Source organism: Intestinibacillus sp. Marseille-P6563 (assembly GCF_900604335.1).
GTDB lineage: Bacteria > Bacillota > Clostridia > Oscillospirales > Butyricicoccaceae > Butyricicoccus_B.
On sequence record NZ_UWOD01000002.1, the window covers coordinates 618,022 to 634,768 of the forward strand.

Genomic DNA, 16,747 nt, shown 5'->3' on the forward strand with positions numbered 1-16,747 from the left:
AATGGCCAAAAGAGGCGGCCAACTATGACCGCCTCTTTGGAAGCTTCTGTGTGCTTATGCAACTTCGACGTTCTTGTAGTACCAGTTGCAGGAGCCGTAATCTTCAGCCTTCAGGGTAACCTTCTGGCCGTCGTTGGTTTCATATTCGGTCTGGCCGTCAAAGACGTCCCAAGTACCGTTCAGGATCTGCTCCTTGACTTCGTCGATCTTCTCCTGGGTGCCTTCTGCGCACAGGTCGGAGCACGGCGCCAGCGTTACCAGGCCGTCCTTCATATTGCCGAAGTAGTTTTCACCCGTCCAGGTGCCGTCGATGACCGACTGCACTGCCTGGGTGTAGTAAACCGACCAGTCCCACATAACCGAAGTCAGCGTGGAGTTCGGAGCCTTTTCGGCCATGTCGGAGTTGTAACCAACGGCATAAACGCCAGCGTTCTGTGCTTCGAGCGCCGGGTTTGCGGTATCACAGTGCTGTGCAATCACGTCGCAGCCCATGTCGATGAGCGCCTTAGCTGCCTGGCCTTCGCCTTCCGGGTCAAACCAGGAACCAGTGACCTTGACATAAACCTTGGCGTCCGGATTGACCGACTCAACGCCCATGGCGAATGCGTCGATACCCGAAGTAACTTCGCCGTTTTCATTGTTCTGTGCGGCAACATAACCGATCTTGTTGGACTCGGTCTTCATACCAGCCGCGATACCGGACAGATAACGGGCCTGGTTGATCTTGCCGAAGTAGTTGGTAAAGTTGGAACCATTGGACTTGTAGCCGGTGCCGTGGCAGAAGATGACTTCCGGATACTCGGCAGCGATCTGCTCAACATAGTCCATGTAGCCCCAGGAAGTCGCAAAGATGATGTTGCAGCCTTCCTCGACCAGTTCTTCTAGAGCTGTCTGGATCTTGGTTGCGTCCTGGTCATCGATGTCATTCTTGCGGATGATCTGGTCATCCGACAGGCCCAGATTTTCCTGCATGCCCTGGATGCCCAGGTCATGGGTGTAAGTGTAGCCGGTGCCTTCGGCCGGGTTGGTGATATGCACGACGCCGACCTTGATCTCATCCTTGGGGATGGGGTCGAACAGGCCCTGCGTGCCCGCAGAACTTCCGTCTGCGCCTGCGTTGGAAGCCGCCGGGGTGTCCTGACCGCCGCAGCCCGCCAACAACGTACAGGCCAGTGCGCCAGCCAGCACCATGCTTAACAGTCTTTTCATGTGATATCCTCCTGTTTTTACACACGTCGGCGTCGAAACATTCCTTCTGCGCCTTGTCCCCATTCCAACAAAAAAAGAGCAAACCGCAAAATATGGGTTGTGCTCGCCTGGGGACGCGCGACCTGTTTCGTTCTTTCGCCGATCCTCTATTGTCTAAGTATAGGATAAGATTTTATTTTTGTCAATAATCCATCAAAAATATCTATTTTGTTTGGTCAAACACCCAAAAAAGTTCGTTTTTTGACCATTCAACCAATTCGTCTCCCGCCAAAGAGCGGCGGGTGAAATCTTGTGATTTAAGCGGTTTTATGTTATAATGTACCCAAATGTTTGCATTCGGAAATGCGTGAAACTGCAAAAAAATCAAGGAGGTATCCTTTTGATGGTGAAACAGGAAATCTGTATGGTGGTCTACCGGGAAGAGCGCGGCAACGGGCTCTATGCGCTGACACTGCGCGCCCCCGGCATTGCGGCCGCTGCCAAACCCGGCCAGTTCCTCCATATTGCCTGCGGCGAAGGCAGCATGCTGCGCCGCCCAATCTCCATTTGCGATGTACAAGGCGACCTAATCAAAATCTTTTTCCAGGTCAAGGGCGAAGGCACGACCTGGCTGGCCTGCCGCAATCCCCGCGATCCCCTGGATGTGCTCGGCCCGCTCGGTCACGGCTTTGATCTGGAAGCGCTGGGCAACCGTCCGGTCATGGTCGGCGGCGGCATCGGTGTGCCGCCCATGCTGTATGCCATGCATGCCGCCAAGAAGGGCTCGGCCCAGCCGGCTGCCATTCTGGGCTTCCGCAGCCGTAACGTGATCATCCTGCAAAGCCGCTTTGAAGAACTCGGCCGCACCCATATCTGCACCGACGACGGCACCTGCGGCTTCCATGGCTTTGTGTCCGACCTGCTGCGCCAGCATCTGCACGAATATACTGGCGTCTGTGCCTGCGGTCCCCGGCCCATGCTCAAGGCCATCGCGGAAATCGCAGACGAAGCCGGCCTGCCGTGCCAGGTTTCGCTGGAAGAACGAATGGGCTGCGGCATCGGCGCCTGCCTGGTATGCGCATGTGAACTCAAACTCAAGGACGGCCAGGACGGCGTACGCTATGGCCATGTCTGCAAGGACGGACCGGTATTCGACGCAAAGGAGGTCGTTTGGTAATGGATTTACGGGTAAACATCTGCGGGGTAGAACTGAAAAACCCCATCACAACGGCTTCCGGCACCTTTGGCTTTGGCCATGAGTACGGCGAATTTTTTGACCTCTCGGTCCTGGGCGGCATTGGCGTCAAGGGCCTGACTCCCTCCGAGCGTCTGGGCAATCCGGCGCCGCGCATCGCGGAAACCCCGTCGGGCATTTTGAACTGTGTTGGCCTGCAAAATCCGGGCATCGACAAGTTCATCGAAGAACAGATCCCCTTCCTGCGACAGTATGACACCAAGATCATCGCCAATGTATCGGGCAACACGGTCGAGGAATACGAAGGCATGGTGGAAAAGATCTCGGATGCCGACGTCGACCTGATTGAAATGAACATCTCCTGTCCGAACGTCAAGTGCGGCGGCATGGCCTTTGGAACCCAGCCGGCGATGGTAGAAGAAGTGGTGTCTGCGGCCAAGAAAAAGGCCAAAAAACCGCTTATCGTCAAATTAAGCCCCAATGTCACCGACATCACCGAAATCGCCCGCGCCGCCGTTGCCGCGGGTGCGGATGCTCTCAGCCTCATCAACACCCTGCTGGGCATGCGCATCGATATCAACACCCGCCGGCCGATTTTGTCCAACATCATGGGCGGTCTGTCCGGTCCGGCGGTGTTCCCGGTGGCGGTCCGCATGGTCTATCAGGTGCGCAAAGCGGTCGATGTGCCGATCATCGGCATGGGCGGCATTCGCACCGGACGCGATATTGTGGAAATGATGCTGGCAGGCGCAGACGCCGTTGCCATCGGCACGGCGATGTTTGCCGATCCCCTGGCGCCGGTCAAGGCGCTCCAGCAGCTGGAAGAATATATGCGCACGCATAAAATCGAAAAAGTCACCGAACTGACGGGAGCTGTATTGGTATGACGACCATCTATCTCATTCGCCATGCCGAAGCGGAAGGCAATGTTTACCGCCGCTGCCATGGTGTATACGATTCTCTGTTGACCCCCAAAGCGTACCGGCAGCTTCCCTATCTGGCCGAACGCTTTGCGCCGGTGGCGCTGGATGCTATCTACGCATCTAACTTATACCGCGCGCGGCATACGGCCAAGGCCATTGCCGATCCCAAGGGCATGAAGGTCATCATCCGGCCGGAGCTGCATGAGATCGACATGGGCGACTGGGAAGATAAAACCTGGGCCATCCTTCCCCGCGAATATCCGGAGGATTTCGCCATCTGGCACAGCCGCCCGTGGGAGTGCACGGTGCCGGGCGGTGAAACGGTCATGCAGGCTGGTGACCGCGTACTGGCCGAACTGCACCGCATTGCCCGCCAGCGTCCGGGCCAGACCTTAGCGGTTGTCTCCCACGGCTCTGCCATCCGCAGCCTGCTGTGCCGGGTGCTGCATCTGGCGCCCGAGCAGGTCGGAGAAATCGGTTGGGGCGACAACACTTGTGTCGCTAAGCTTCTGTTTGAGGACGATGGCAGCGTGCGCGCCGAATACTGGAACGACGCTTCCCATCTGCCCGAAGAATTGTCCACCTTTGCCGCGCTGGGCTGGAAGGATAACAAAGGCCTGCCCATCTCCCTGCAAATGTGGTATCGTCCCTATGACCCGCAGGATGCCGACGACCGCGCGCTTTTGCTCTCCTTTGTCAGGGAGCAATATCGCAACGCATATGGCAGTGATGCTCTGCTCGATGAAGCAGCCAAGCTGCAACAGGCCGCTGCGGCATCGGCTGTGCTGCCCGATGCGGTTTCGTTCGGCATGCTGGACGATACGCCGGTTGCCCTGGTATTCCTGGATGCGGCAGATACGGCCGAACCGGGTGTGGGCATGGTGGGCGGCTACTGCATCGCCTCCGACTACCGGGGCAGCGGACTGTCGGCACAAATCATCGGACAATCGTTTTCGGTCTACCGCCGGTTGGGCCGGGAATACTTATGTGCGAACGTCGCCGCACACAACGAACGTGCCAAGGGCTTTTATCATAAGTTTGAATTTACGCAGTGCGGTGAAACAGTCAACGCCTGCGGACCGCATTTCCGCATGTATAAGCGTATCCGGGTCGATTCCCTACTCGATGAACGCGATGCCTTCGATTTAAGCGAAATGGATGCGTAAACCCGCAAGAAAATACCGTGTCGGGCAGCCCTGCCGGACACAACAAAACCCCGTCCATGGACGGGGTTTTGTGTTTATGAAAACAGATGATAGCAGATCGACAGCAGCACCGGGACACAGGCCGAGCAGATCACGCCATTGAGTACCGACAGCACCACGGTATCGCCGTCGGTGTAGCGGATCATCATGGGCAGCGTGGTATCTTCGCTGGTCGCGCCAGCGGCGGCGATGCAACTATATACATTCAGATGCCGCGCCAAAAACGGGATGCTGAAAAAGGAAAAAATCTCGCGCATGAGATTGCTCAAAAAGGCGATGCTGCCGTATTGTGCGCCCGACAAATTGCCGATGGCGACGCCGGTCAGGCTGTACCACCCCAGACCGCTGGCAATGGCGGTGCTCTCGCCCATGGGGGTGCGCAAAAGTAGGCTACACAGCACGCCGCCAGCCAGCGAACCGGCAATGATCCCACACGGAATCAGCAGGATTTTGATGTGATACTGGCGCATATTGTCTACAATGCCCTCATGCATCCCAACACTGATGCCGACCAGCAGCATCAGGGCATATAAAATATAATCGGTGTTCTGGGCGAGCCATTCGACCACCGGCCAGTTCAGGCCCCCTAGTCCATAGGCCACGCCGCCAAGCAGGGCTACCAGTGCCAAAATGACCATCATTTCTGCGGTCCTCCTTTTTTATTCCCCAAAAAGCGACGGGTGAGCAAATACACGCACACAACCGACAACACGGTCGGGAGCAGGAAAAAAACAAAGCTCTGCCACCCTACGGTCGCCAGTTCGCCCAGGAAGTTTTCCCGCTGCCCCAGCATCACGCCCATCGAAAAAATCAACACCAGGGTGCAGGCGACCTGCAACCGCTCATTGATCGTTTTGGCCCGCTTGGGAAAGATAAAATGCCCAATCGCGACACCAATGCCCATAATCACCAAGATCTCCATACCCGATCTCCTTCCATTGCCGCCTTTTTGCCATGAGATTGCTTGCAAACTGCGTTTCTTTCTGTTACTATATCGTTTACACCAGATTCCGGAGGAAAGGCCCATGCTGCTGCGCCCCTATCAGCCAGACGACTGCGCCGTTTTGGCGCGTCTGTTTGCACAAACCATCCAATGTGTCACATGCCCTGATTATTCCCAAGCCGAGCGGGATGCTTGGGCGGCGGGCTGGCACACCCTGACCGATGCTTTCTTTGGTTCCCGCTATACCCTGGTCGCTGTGGAGGATGACCAGGTGGCCGGTTATGCCAATTTGGACGATACCGGTTATCTGGACCACCTATTCGTCCACAAGGACTTCCAGCGCCGGCATGTTGCCACCGCTCTGTGCGATGCGCTCGAACAATATGCCCACTCCCGCGGGCTGCTGCGCGTGACCGTCCATGCGTCCCTCACCGCCAAACCCTTTTTTCTGCGCCGCGGCTATGTGCTGCTACGGGCTCAATCGGTGCCGCTGCGCGGTCAGCATCTGACGAATTTTGTCATGGAAAAGAATCTGAACCCCGAACACACAAAAACGTCCTCCGACACTTGAAAACCTCGGAGGGCGTTTTTGCTGCTTTTAAGGACAAAAGCGGCGGGCCGCAGGCCCGCCCGCTGTTGGTTTACTTGCTCCAGGTCGCCTTGGCTACCCCATCGGCAAAGACCTGATGGAAGCCCTTGACGTTTTCCGCAATATCGCCGCCGAAAACGGCCGAACCGGCCACGATCACGTCCGCGCCTGCGGCCACGATGTCGGCTGTGTTGGTCAGCTTGGCGCCACCGTCGATCTCCAGTTCACAGGCATAGCCGTTTTCCTGAATAGCGCGGCGGATAAACTTGATCTTGTCCATGCACTCCGGGATAAAGCCCTGGCCGCCAAAGCCGGGTTCTACGGTCATGATGAGCACCATATCGCAGTACGGCAGCAGCGGCAACAGTACGTCGGCCGGGGTGCCGGGCTTGATGGTGCAGGATGCCTTTTTGCCGGCAGCCTTGATCTTCTTGAGCTGCTCGAGCGTATCGCCGTTGGACTCATAGTGAACGGTGATGATGTCCGAACCTGCATGGATGAAGTCATCCAGATATTTGTCCGGGTCAGAGATCATCAGGTGTACGTCGAGCACAGCGTCGGTCGCCTTGCGCAGCGCCTTGACCACCGGCGCACCGATGGTGATATTGGGCACAAAATGGCCGTCCATCACGTCGACATGGACATATTCGGCGCCAGCGTCCACCGCGGTCTTGATGTCACGCGCCAGATTGGCAAAATCCGCCGACAGGATCGACGGGGAAAGTTTGATCGTCATGGGTTTCAGTCCTCCTCGTTTGATGAACCCCCGGGTGCGCCGCGGCATAGTCTGAAAATACAGCGGCCGGGGAAACGGCGCCGTTTCCCGCACGCGCCGCTTTTTGAATAGATGGGGCTGGCTGCGGCCTGAGCGTCCGGCCGGCCCCCTTTGATTAAATTATACACTATCTCCTGGGAATTTCAATGCGGTTTTGGCAGTTTATCGCTTGATTGCACGCGCCGGAATACGGTATGATAATATTGTTAGAAAAAATAGGGCCAAACTCAAAAAGCAGCGTCCAAAAGCCTGCTTTTTCTTGTCCATTTGACCAAATACCGTACGATAAAAGGAGTTCCACATGGCAGTTTACCGTTGTTATTCTGAAAAGCGTCCGGGCTTTGCTGTGGAGGCCGAAAGCCTCCTGAAAAGCCTGGCCGATCAGCTTGAGATCCATACCCTGTCGGGCGTACGTTACCTTTGCCGCTACGACGCCGAAGGCCTGACTCCGGAAACCTATGAAAAAGCCAAGCACATCGTCTTTTCCGAGCCCATGGTGGATGTATGCTATGACGAATCCTTCCCCCTGCCCGAGGGCGACTACACCGTGCTCGCGGTCGAGCCGCTGCCCGGCCAGTTTGACCAGCGCGCCGACTCCTGCGCCCAGTGCATCCAGCTGCTGACCGGCGGCGAACGCCCGACGGTCGCAGCCGCCAAGGTCTATGTGTTCGAAGGCACGCTGACCGAAAGCGACCTTGCCAAGGTCAAAAATTACCTCATCAACCCGGTCGAAGCGCGCGAAGCGTCTATGGACAAGCCGTCCACCCTGCGCGTCGACTACGACATTCCGACCGAAGTCGACACGGTCGAAGGCTTTACGACCATGGATGAGACCGCACTCGCGGACATGCTCCAGACCCTGGGCCTTGCCATGGATCTGGATGACCTCAAGTTCCTGCAAGCCTACTTTGCCGGCGAAGAAAAGCGCGACCCGACCATCACCGAAGTGCGCATGATCGACACCTACTGGTCGGACCACTGCCGCCATACCACCTTCCTGACCGAAATCGACGACACGGCTATCGACGACCCGATGGTGCAGGCGGCGTTTGACCGCTATCTCGCGGCCCGCGTCGAAGTCTACGGCGAAGAAAAGGCGTCCAAGCGTCCGGTCACCCTGATGGATATCGCGACCGCGGCCGCTAAGGTGCTCAAAAAGCGTGGCTATCTGCAAAACCTGGACGAGTCCGAGGAAATCAACGCCTGCTCCATCAAGATCAAGGTCAAGGTGGACGACGCAGACGGCGGCTGTCATTTTGAGGACTGGCTGCTGATGTTCAAGAACGAAACCCACAACCATCCGACCGAAATCGAGCCGTTCGGCGGTGCGGCGACCTGCCTGGGCGGCGCCATCCGCGACCCGCTGTCCGGCCGCAGCTATGTTTATCAGGCCATGCGTGTGACCGGCGCGGGCGACCCGACCGTTCCGCTGTCTGAAACCCTGCCGCACAAGCTGCCCCAGCGCAAGCTGTGCACGACCGCTGCGGCTGGTTATTCGTCCTACGGCAACCAGATCGGTCTGGCGACCGGCCTGGTGCATGAGATCTATCACCCGGGTTATGTCGCCAAGCGCATGGAAATCGGCGCGGTCGTTGGCGCAGCCCCGGTCGAAAACGTCATCCGCGAAGTACCCGAAGCGGGCGACATCGTCATCCTGCTCGGCGGCAAGACCGGCCGCGATGGCTGCGGCGGTGCGACCGGTTCGTCCAAGAAGCACACCGAATCTTCGCTGGAAACCTGCGGCGCTGAAGTCCAGAAGGGCAACCCGCCCGAGGAGCGCAAGATTCAGCGCCTGTTCCGCGACCCGGAAGTCACCCGCATGATCCGCCGCTGCAACGACTTTGGCGCGGGCGGTGTTTCGGTCGCCATCGGCGAACTGGCCGACGGTCTGGACATTGACCTGAACATGGTTCCCAAGAAATACGACGGTCTGGACGGCACCGAACTGGCCATCTCGGAATCCCAGGAACGTATGGCGGTTGTCGTACGTGCAAAGGACGCTGACGCCTTCATTGCCAAGGCTTCGGGCGAAAACCTGGAAGCGGTCAAGGTGGCTGTCGTCACCGACACCAACCGTCTGCGCATGACCTGGAACGGCAAGACCATTGTAGACATTTCCCGCGATTTCCTGAACACCAACGGCTGCGCTAAGCATGCAACGGCTGCGGTGCCGCATCTGGCTGCACCGTCCATCGAGCGCACGCCGGACGGCGATACGGTTGCGGAAAAGCTGCTCAATCATGCATCTTCGCTCAACGTCTGCCTGGAGCGCGGTCTGGTCGAGCGCTTTGACGGCTCGATCGGTGCAAACTCGGTCTTCATGCCCTTTGGCGGCAAGAATCAGCTCACCCCGACCCAGGTCATGGCGGCCACCCTGCCCGCCCTGTCCGGTCAGGCATCGACCGCGTCGGTCATGGCCTATGGCTTTGACCCCTTCTACACCGAACAGAATCCCTTCCTGGGCGCCTCGGCGGCGGTCGTGGAATCGGTCGCTAAGCTGGTCGCCGCCGGCTGCCGGTATGACCGCGCGTACCTGACCTTCCAGGAATACTTCGAACGTCTGGGCAAGGACCCGAAGCGCTTCGGCAAGCCGCTGTCCGCCCTGCTGGGTGCTTATGTAGCACAGGAAGAGCTGTGCCTGGGCGCCATCGGCGGCAAGGACTCCATGAGCGGCTCGTTTGACGATATGGACGTTCCCCCGACGCTGGTATCGTTCGCCATCGTTCCGCAGGAAGCCGACCAGCTCATCTCCCCCGAATTCAAGGCAGCTGGTCATCCGGTCTACCTGCTCGACGCGGCTTACACGGCCGACGGCGCACCCGATTATGACATGATCAAGGACATGTGGGACGACGCTTTCCGTCTGATTTCCGAAGGCAAGGCGGTTTCGGCCTGGGCGCTGAGTGTCGGCGGCGTGGCCGAGGGCGTGTGCAAGATGACGCTGGGCAACGACATCGGCTTTGCCTTTGACCCGGCTTTCCCGCAGGAAGCCCTGTTCCTCAAGAACTTTGGCGGCATCCTGCTCGAAACTACCGAAGAACTGCCGCACGCCTGGAAGGTGGGCGAAACCATCGCCGACCCGGCGGTTACCATCGGCGGCGAGCGCGTGACGCTCGACCAGCTCAAGGCCGCATTTGAAGGCCGTCTGGAATCGGTCTTCCCGACCCAGGCTCCGGCAGCGGACGAGCACCTGACCACCCTGTCTTACACCGAGCGCAATGCCAAGGCCCCGGCGGTCAAGATGGCCAAGCCGCTGGCAGTCATCCCGGTATTCCCGGGCACCAACTGCGAATACGACACCGCCAAGGCAGTTGAAACCGCAGGCGGCGCAGCCGAAATCATTGTGGTTCGCAACTTCTCGGCCGATGCGCTGGCCCAGTCGGCCGAACAGCTCGAGCAGGCCATCCGCCGCGCGCAGATGGTGATTCTGCCGGGCGGCTTCTCGGGCGGCGACGAGCCGGACGGCTCGGGCAAGTTCATTGCTTCCTTCCTGCGCGGCCCGGGCATCAAGGATGCCATCCATGACCTGCTCGGCAAGCGCGACGGCCTGATGCTCGGCATCTGCAACGGCTTCCAGGCACTCATTAAGCTCGGTCTGGTGCCCTACGGCGAGATCCGCGACCAGATGACCGATGCTGACCCGACTTTGACCTTTAACCTCATCGGCCGCCATCAGTCCTCTTATGTGACCACGCGCGTGGCGTCGGTCAAGAGCCCGTGGCTGTCCTCCTGCGAGGTGGGCGACCTGCATTCGATCGCCATTTCGCACGGCGAAGGCCGCTTTGTTGCTCCGCAGCACGTCATCGAGGATTTGGCGAAGAACGGCCAGATCGCCTTCCAGTACACCGACCTTTCCGGCAATCCGTCCATGGACATTGCCTGGAACCCGAATGGTTCGATGTGCGCGATCGAAGGCATCACCTCCCCCGATGGCCGCGTGCTGGGTAAGATGGGCCATACCGAGCGTTACAGCCCGTATGTGGGCCGCAACATCTACGGCGAAAAATATCAGCCCATTTTTGCAAACGGCGTGAAGTATTTCAAATAATCGAAAACTCCCCTCGAATGGTGATTCGAGGGGAGTTTTTTCTGTTTTTTGCGTGCGTTTTATTCTTCTTTTTTCTCTTTTTTGCGGCGGCGCACCGCCTCGGTCAGGAGATATTCGATCTGTCCATTGACCGACCGGAATTCATCCTCGGCCCAGCGGGCGATCTCCTCATAAAGGGAAGCAGATAGCCGCAGCGGCACCTGCTTTTTCGATTTGTCCGCCACAGCCTCACCTCCTACTTTCGAATTGCTTTGCGCAGACTGTTTCCCACGTAAAACAGACACATCCCACCGCCGACAAGACATACCAGCCGCAGCCATATCGGTTCGCCGTGCATACTCCATGCACAGAACAGCAGCAGCGCACCCACGCCTCCATAAATGATCACAACAAGCAGCAGCAGAACAATCCGCAGCGGCCAGGGCACCCGGCGGCATTGCGCGCCTTCCGTCACCCCTGTAAAAATTATTTGCAGCACGATCTCCAGAAGCATACCCGTGCTCCCTTCTTTTCTTTCTATTTTAATAGATCGAGCCGGAATTTACAACCGGTTGTGCATCTTTCCCTGCGCACAAAACCACCATCAGGTTGGATACCATCTGTGCCTTGCGTTCGTCGTCCAAATCGACTACCTGCTTGCGGCTGAGTTCGTCGAGCGCCATCTCGACCATACCCACCGCACCTTCGACGATCATTTTGCGCGCATCGACGACCGCACTGGCCTGCTGCCGTTGCAGCATCGCTGCCGCGATCTCGGGTGCATAAGCCAGCGTTGTGATGCGGGCTTCTTCGATTTTTAGACCTGCGCATTCGACGCGCTTCTGAATTTCCTTGGCCAGTACCCCGGCGATCTCCTGAGCCGAACCGCGCAGGCTCTTTTCATCGCCGCCTTCGGACACGTCATAGGGATACAGCCGCACGGTGTTGCGCAGCGCAGCATCCGACTGGATGGACAAAAACTCCTGATAATTGTCCACGGCGAATACGGCCTTGGCCGTGTCCTCGATGTGCCAGATGACTGCGATGCCAATGACGATCGGATTGCCGAGCAGATCGTTGATCTTCTGCTTGTCGTTGTTGAGCGTCATGGTCTTGAGCGACAGCTTTTTGCTCATGGAAGCCGCCTTGACGATCTTACCGCTCGATGTGTTTTCCTCTTTGGACAGCTTGGTCAGCGCCACTTCGCTTGCGGTCTGGGCCGCCGGATTGACCGAATTGCAAAACGGGTTGACAAAAAAGATGCCCTCTCCCTTGAGTGTGCCGATGTACTTGCCGAACAGGGTCAAAACCAGCGCTTCGTTGGGCCCCAGTACCTTGATGCCCGCAAACAGCAGCCAGCACGGCAGGCACCAATAAAAGATGCACACCACCAGCAAGGCGATCATGCCGGCGCTAGCCCCATCATTCGATAGCCGGATGGCACTGAATACAATGCCTGCGACTGCGGCCAGCATCAGCGCAATGTTGAGCACCAGCACCGCCATGCCGCTGCCCGCCCGGAGGACCTTTTCCTCATAGGTTGTTTTTTGCTGTGTCATTTGAATCCACTCCTTTGTCATCGATATCAATTTGATATCATCATAATACGACTTTGCTTTCCATCTGTCAAGAGGATTTTTCTTTGTAGTTTCTTAACTCCTTTTGTGCTATAATATAAGGGAATATATATTTAGGAGGGAACTTCCAATCTATGGACAGTGGTCATTTAGCCAATCTGACATCGGCTGATTTTGTGACGCTTGGTATCATCATTTTATGCGTGATCCTGTCAGCCTACTTTTCTGCAACCGAAACAGCTTATTCCTCGCTCAACCGTGTACGTATGAAAAACATCGCGGCCGACGGGAACAAACGCGCTTCGCTGGTCCTACGCCAGTCGGAAAGCTACGACAAGCTGATTTCGACCATTCTGATTGGCAACAACATCGTAAACATCCTCGCCACCTCGCTGGCAACCGTGTTCTTCCTCAAGCTCCTGCCCTATGCCGGTGCAACGGTATCCACGGTCGTCATGACGCTGGTCATCCTGATCTTTGGCGAAATCTCGCCCAAGAGCCTGGCCAAGGATGCCCCCGAGCAGTTTTCGATGTTCTCCGCTCCGTTCCTCAATGTTCTGCTGAAGATCCTTGCGCCGCTCAACTTCATCTTTACCCAATGGAAACGTCTGCTGACCCATATCTTCAAGATCCCGGAAAGCCAGGGCATCACCGAAGACGAACTGCTGACCATTGTGGATGAAGCCCAAGATGGCGGCGGCATCAACCACGAAGAAGGCGCGCTCATCCGCAGCGCCATCGAATTTAACGATCTGGAAGCTGAGGACATTTGCACCCCCCGTGTGGATGTGTGCGCTGTCCCGCTGGATGCTTCTCATGATAAAATCCTGGAAACTTTCCGCGAAAGCGGCTTCTCCCGCCTGCTGGTCTACCAGGACAGCATCGACACCGTTGTGGGCGTCATTCATGAAAAGGATTTCTACAATCAGGTGCTTTATGGCGGCCAGACGGTTTCCAGCATCCTGCAAGAACCGTATTTCATCCCGCCTTCGATGGAAATTTCCAAACTGCTGCGCGCGTTGCAAACCAAAAGAAGACACATTGCTATCGTGACCGACGACTTTGGCGGCACGCTCGGTGTTGTCACCATGGAAGACATCATCGAAGAACTGGTGGGCGAAATCTGGGACGAGCATGATGTCATCACCAACGACATCACGCCGCTGGAAGACCACACGTTCCGCGTGGCCTGCGGCATGCGACTGGATAAATTGTTTGAATACTTTGACCTGGGCGACGCGCCCGAAGATATCGCCACGGTCAGCGGCTGGATTTCCGATTCGTTCGGCTATATCCCCCGCATGGGCGAATCTTTTGTTTACGAAAACCTGACCGTCACGGTCACCGAGACTGATGGCCAGCGCCTGACCTATGCAACCGTACAGGTTGCCCCGCAGCAGGCTCCGGCTGATGACGAACCGGCTTAATCCGTACATCAAAAAAGGGACTGGATTCATCCAGTCCCTTTTCTTATTTCGTTAAATATTTCGCCAGGTAATGGCCAGTGTAGGAAGCTTCGCATTTTGCAACCGTTTCCGGCGTGCCGCAGCAGACCACTTCGCCGCCGCCGTCGCCGCCCTCGGGGCCGAGGTCGATGATATAATCGGCGGTCTTGATGACGTCCAAGTTGTGCTCAATGACAACCACCGTATTGCCCTTTTCCACCAGCTTTTGCAGCACATCCACCAGCTTGTGGACATCGGCCACATGCAGACCGGTGGTCGGCTCGTCCAGAATATAAATGGTCTTGCCGGTCGAGCGCTTGGACAGCTCGGTCGCGAGCTTGACGCGCTGGGCTTCGCCGCCCGACAGCGTGGTCGAGGACTGTCCCAGCTTGACATAGCCCAGCCCGACTTCCTGCATGGTTTGCAGCCGCCGCGCAAGCTTGGGCACGTTTTCGAAAAACTGTGCCGCTTCGTCCACGGTCATGTCGAGCACTTCAAAGATGTTCTTGCCCTTGTAGCGCACTTCGAGCGTTTCCTTGTTGTAGCGCCGTCCTTTGCACACATCGCAGGGCACATAAATATCGGGCAAAAAGTGCATTTCAATTTTTAACAGGCCATCGCCCGTGCAGGCTTCGCAGCGGCCGCCCTTGATGTTGAAGCTGAACCGTCCCGGTCCATAGCCGCGCGCCTTGGCGTCCGCCGTCTGGGCAAACAGCTCGCGGATGTCGTTAAACAGGCCGGTATAGGTCGCCGGGTTGGAGCGCGGCGTGCGCCCGATGGGCGACTGATCGATACCGACCACCTTATCCAGATTTTCCAGACCTCGCATCTCTTTGTGCGCGCCCGCTCGGGTCCGTGCGCCGTTCAGTTCGGCCGCCAGCCGCTTGTACAAAATCTCGTTGACAAACGACGATTTGCCCGAACCGGATACGCCGGTCACGCAGGTCAGCGTGCCCAGCGGGATAGTGAAATCGGTATTTTTCAGGTTGTTGACCGCCGCACCCTTGATAATCAGCTTTTTGCCGTTGCCCTTGCGCCGAATCTCGGGCACCGGGATGGTCATGCGGCCGGACAGGTACGCGCCTGTCATCGAGCGCTCACAGGTCAGCAAGCCCTGGACGTCGCCCTGGTAGACGACCTCGCCGCCGTGCACACCCGCGCCCGGACCGATGTCCACGATATAATCGGCCGCATACATGGTATCCTCGTCGTGCTCGACCACGATGAGCGTATTGCCAAGGTCGCGCAGGCGTTTCAGGGTCGCCAGCAACTTGTCGTTGTCGCGCTGGTGCAGGCCAATCGACGGCTCATCCAGAATATACAGCACGCCCATCAGCGACGAGCCGATCTGGGTCGCCAGACGAATGCGCTGCGCTTCGCCGCCCGACAGCGTACCCGATGCGCGCGACAGGGTCAAATATTCCAGACCGACCGAGCGCAGGAAGCCCAGCCGGTCGAGAATTTCCTTGATGACCCGATCGCCGATCTTGTGCTGCATTTCGGTCAGTTCCAGCTTTTCCATGAAATCAATCGCCTTGGTGACCGACTTTTCGGAAAACTCCATGATGTTCAGCCCGCCGACCGTGACTGCGAGCACCTCTTTCTTCAAACGGCGGCCTTTGCAATCCGGGCAGGGCACTTCGCTCATGCACTCCTCGATCTCGCCCCGGGCATATTCGCTCGAGGTTTCGCGGTAGCGGCGTTCCAGGTTGTTTACTACGCCTTCAAACGGCTGCTCCATCTTGCCGCCCGAGAATTTGCTGACCGACAGAGTCAGCTTTTCGCCCTTGGTGCCGTAAAGCAGGGCGTCCATGGCTTCCTCGGAAAAATCCTTGAGGGGTGTTTCCACGGTAAAACCGTATTTTTTGCCAAGCGCATCGTAATACATGCGCGATATGGTGCCAGGCTCGGCATTGCCCCACCCGCTCGCCTGGATAGCGCCTTCCTTGATGGACAGGCTGCGGTTGGGGATAATGCGGTCGGGGTCGATCTTCATCTGGATGCCTAGACCGGTACAGGTCGGACATGCGCCATAGGGGTTGTTAAATGAGAACATCCGCGGCGTGAGTTCTTCAATGGAGATACCGCAGTCCTCACAGGCGTAATTTTGTGAAAAGGTGAGCGTTTCGCCGTCCACGATGTCGGCCAGCACCAGACCGCCCGACAGGGCGGATGCGGTCTCGACCGAATCGGTCAGACGGCCGCGCACATCGGGCTTGACCGCGATCCGGTCGACCACGATTTCAATGTTGTGCTTCTTGTTCTTTTCCAGCTTGATTTCTTCGGACAAATCATAGATGTTCCCATCCACCCGCACGCGGACATAACCCGATTTGCGGGCATCCTCGAGCACCTTAACGTGTTCGCCCTTGCGGCCGCGCACCACGGGCGCCAAAATCTGCAGGCGGGTGCGCTCGGGCAGGGCCATCAGCTGGTCGATGATCTGGTCAATGGTCTGCTGGTGAATCTCCTTGCCGCACTTGGGACAGTGCGGGATGCCGATGCGTGCCCACAAAAGACGCAGATAGTCGTAAATTTCGGTGACCGTGCCCACAGTCGAGCGCGGATTCTTGGAAGTGGTTTTCTGGTCGATGGAGATGGCGGGCGACAGGCCTTCGATGTAATCGACATCCGGCTTTTCCATCTGCCCCAAAAACTGGCGGGCATAGGAGGACAGCGACTCGACATACCGCCGCTGGCCTTCGGCATAAATGGTATCGAATGCGAGCGAGGATTTGCCCGAACCGGACAGGCCGGTGAACACCACCAGCTTGTCACGCGGGACTTTGATGTCCACATTTTTCAGGTTATGCTCGCGCGCACCCTTGACAAAAATATGATCTTGCATGCAGTTTCCTTTCTATATGATAATGTGCCCAC

General features: G+C 57.4%; 14 protein-coding genes. 6 read left to right on the top strand and 8 right to left on the bottom strand.

Annotated elements, in window-relative coordinates; translation table 11 throughout:
* Positions 1 to 54: 54 nt before the first annotated feature.
* Positions 55 to 1,209, bottom strand: coding sequence for a BMP family ABC transporter substrate-binding protein (locus EFB11_RS11110; RefSeq protein ID WP_122790289.1), 1,155 nt, complete (start codon positions 1,207 to 1,209; stop codon positions 55 to 57).
* Between the two features lie 382 nt (positions 1,210 to 1,591).
* Here EFB11_RS11110 and EFB11_RS11115 point away from each other — a divergent pair, with 382 nt between their 5' ends.
* The 3 genes from EFB11_RS11115 to EFB11_RS11125 are packed head-to-tail and all read left to right on the top strand — an operon-like array spanning position 1,592 to position 4,472.
* A complete protein-coding gene (locus tag EFB11_RS11115) occupies positions 1,592 to 2,365 on the top strand; it encodes a dihydroorotate dehydrogenase electron transfer subunit (protein WP_122790290.1) in 774 nt (257 codons plus the stop codon).
* Complete coding sequence (locus EFB11_RS11120) at positions 2,365 to 3,270, top strand: dihydroorotate dehydrogenase (RefSeq protein WP_122790291.1); 906 nt, start codon at positions 2,365 to 2,367, stop codon at positions 3,268 to 3,270. The genes EFB11_RS11115 and EFB11_RS11120 overlap by 1 nt, the downstream gene beginning before the upstream one ends.
* Positions 3,267 to 4,472, top strand: coding sequence for a bifunctional histidine phosphatase family protein/GNAT family N-acetyltransferase (locus EFB11_RS11125; RefSeq protein ID WP_122790292.1), 1,206 nt, complete (start codon positions 3,267 to 3,269; stop codon positions 4,470 to 4,472). Before EFB11_RS11120 ends, EFB11_RS11125 begins: the two co-directional genes overlap by 4 nt.
* A 74-nt stretch (positions 4,473 to 4,546) precedes the next feature.
* On the opposite strand, the gene EFB11_RS11130 is transcribed toward EFB11_RS11125, so the two are convergent.
* Positions 4,547 to 5,152 carry a lysine exporter LysO family protein gene (locus EFB11_RS11130; RefSeq protein ID WP_206424180.1) on the bottom strand — a complete coding sequence of 202 codons (606 nt, stop codon included), beginning with the start codon at positions 5,150 to 5,152 and terminating at the stop codon, positions 4,547 to 4,549.
* Positions 5,149 to 5,433, bottom strand: coding sequence for a hypothetical protein (locus EFB11_RS11135; protein ID WP_122790293.1), 285 nt, complete (start codon positions 5,431 to 5,433; stop codon positions 5,149 to 5,151). Before EFB11_RS11135 ends, EFB11_RS11130 begins: the two co-directional genes overlap by 4 nt.
* A 103-nt stretch (positions 5,434 to 5,536) precedes the next feature.
* Between EFB11_RS11135 and EFB11_RS11140 the strand changes: the two genes are divergently transcribed.
* The gene (locus tag EFB11_RS11140; protein WP_122790294.1) at positions 5,537 to 6,025 is read left to right on the top strand and encodes a GNAT family N-acetyltransferase; all 489 of its coding nucleotides are present in this window, start codon (positions 5,537 to 5,539) and stop codon (positions 6,023 to 6,025) included.
* A gap of 70 nt (positions 6,026 to 6,095) precedes the next feature.
* Here EFB11_RS11140 and rpe read toward each other — a convergent pair whose 3' ends face one another.
* Positions 6,096 to 6,779, bottom strand: a complete 684-nt coding sequence (gene rpe / locus EFB11_RS11145; protein ID WP_122790295.1) for a ribulose-phosphate 3-epimerase — start codon at positions 6,777 to 6,779, stop codon at positions 6,096 to 6,098.
* A 340-nt stretch (positions 6,780 to 7,119) separates the two neighbouring features.
* On the opposite strand from rpe, the gene EFB11_RS11150 reads away from it, so the two are divergent.
* Positions 7,120 to 10,866 carry a phosphoribosylformylglycinamidine synthase gene (locus tag EFB11_RS11150; protein WP_122790296.1) on the top strand — a complete coding sequence of 1,249 codons (3,747 nt, stop codon included), beginning with the start codon at positions 7,120 to 7,122 and terminating at the stop codon, positions 10,864 to 10,866.
* 59 nt (positions 10,867 to 10,925) lie between these two features.
* On the opposite strand, the gene EFB11_RS11155 is transcribed toward EFB11_RS11150, so the two are convergent.
* From EFB11_RS11155 to EFB11_RS11160, 3 genes are read right to left on the bottom strand one after another with little or no spacing between them, the layout of a single operon-like run.
* Positions 10,926 to 11,090 carry a TA system antitoxin ParD family protein gene (locus tag EFB11_RS11155; protein WP_206424181.1) on the bottom strand — a complete coding sequence of 55 codons (165 nt, stop codon included), beginning with the start codon at positions 11,088 to 11,090 and terminating at the stop codon, positions 10,926 to 10,928.
* Between the two features lie 11 nt (positions 11,091 to 11,101).
* Positions 11,102 to 11,359 (bottom strand): hypothetical protein, encoded by a 258-nt coding sequence (locus tag EFB11_RS16895; protein ID WP_164706666.1) that lies wholly within the window; start codon positions 11,357 to 11,359, stop codon positions 11,102 to 11,104.
* Between the two features lie 28 nt (positions 11,360 to 11,387).
* Positions 11,388 to 12,404 carry an SPFH domain-containing protein gene (locus EFB11_RS11160; protein ID WP_122790297.1) on the bottom strand — a complete coding sequence of 339 codons (1,017 nt, stop codon included), beginning with the start codon at positions 12,402 to 12,404 and terminating at the stop codon, positions 11,388 to 11,390.
* A 152-nt stretch (positions 12,405 to 12,556) separates the two neighbouring features.
* Here EFB11_RS11160 and EFB11_RS11165 point away from each other — a divergent pair, with 152 nt between their 5' ends.
* Positions 12,557 to 13,849, top strand: coding sequence for an HlyC/CorC family transporter (locus EFB11_RS11165; RefSeq protein WP_122790298.1), 1,293 nt, complete (start codon positions 12,557 to 12,559; stop codon positions 13,847 to 13,849).
* A gap of 43 nt (positions 13,850 to 13,892) precedes the next feature.
* Here the strand turns inward: EFB11_RS11165 and uvrA are convergent, their stop codons facing one another.
* Complete coding sequence (gene uvrA, locus EFB11_RS11170; RefSeq protein WP_122790299.1) at positions 13,893 to 16,715, bottom strand: excinuclease ABC subunit UvrA; 2,823 nt, start codon at positions 16,713 to 16,715, stop codon at positions 13,893 to 13,895.
* Positions 16,716 to 16,747: the final 32 nt, after the last annotated feature.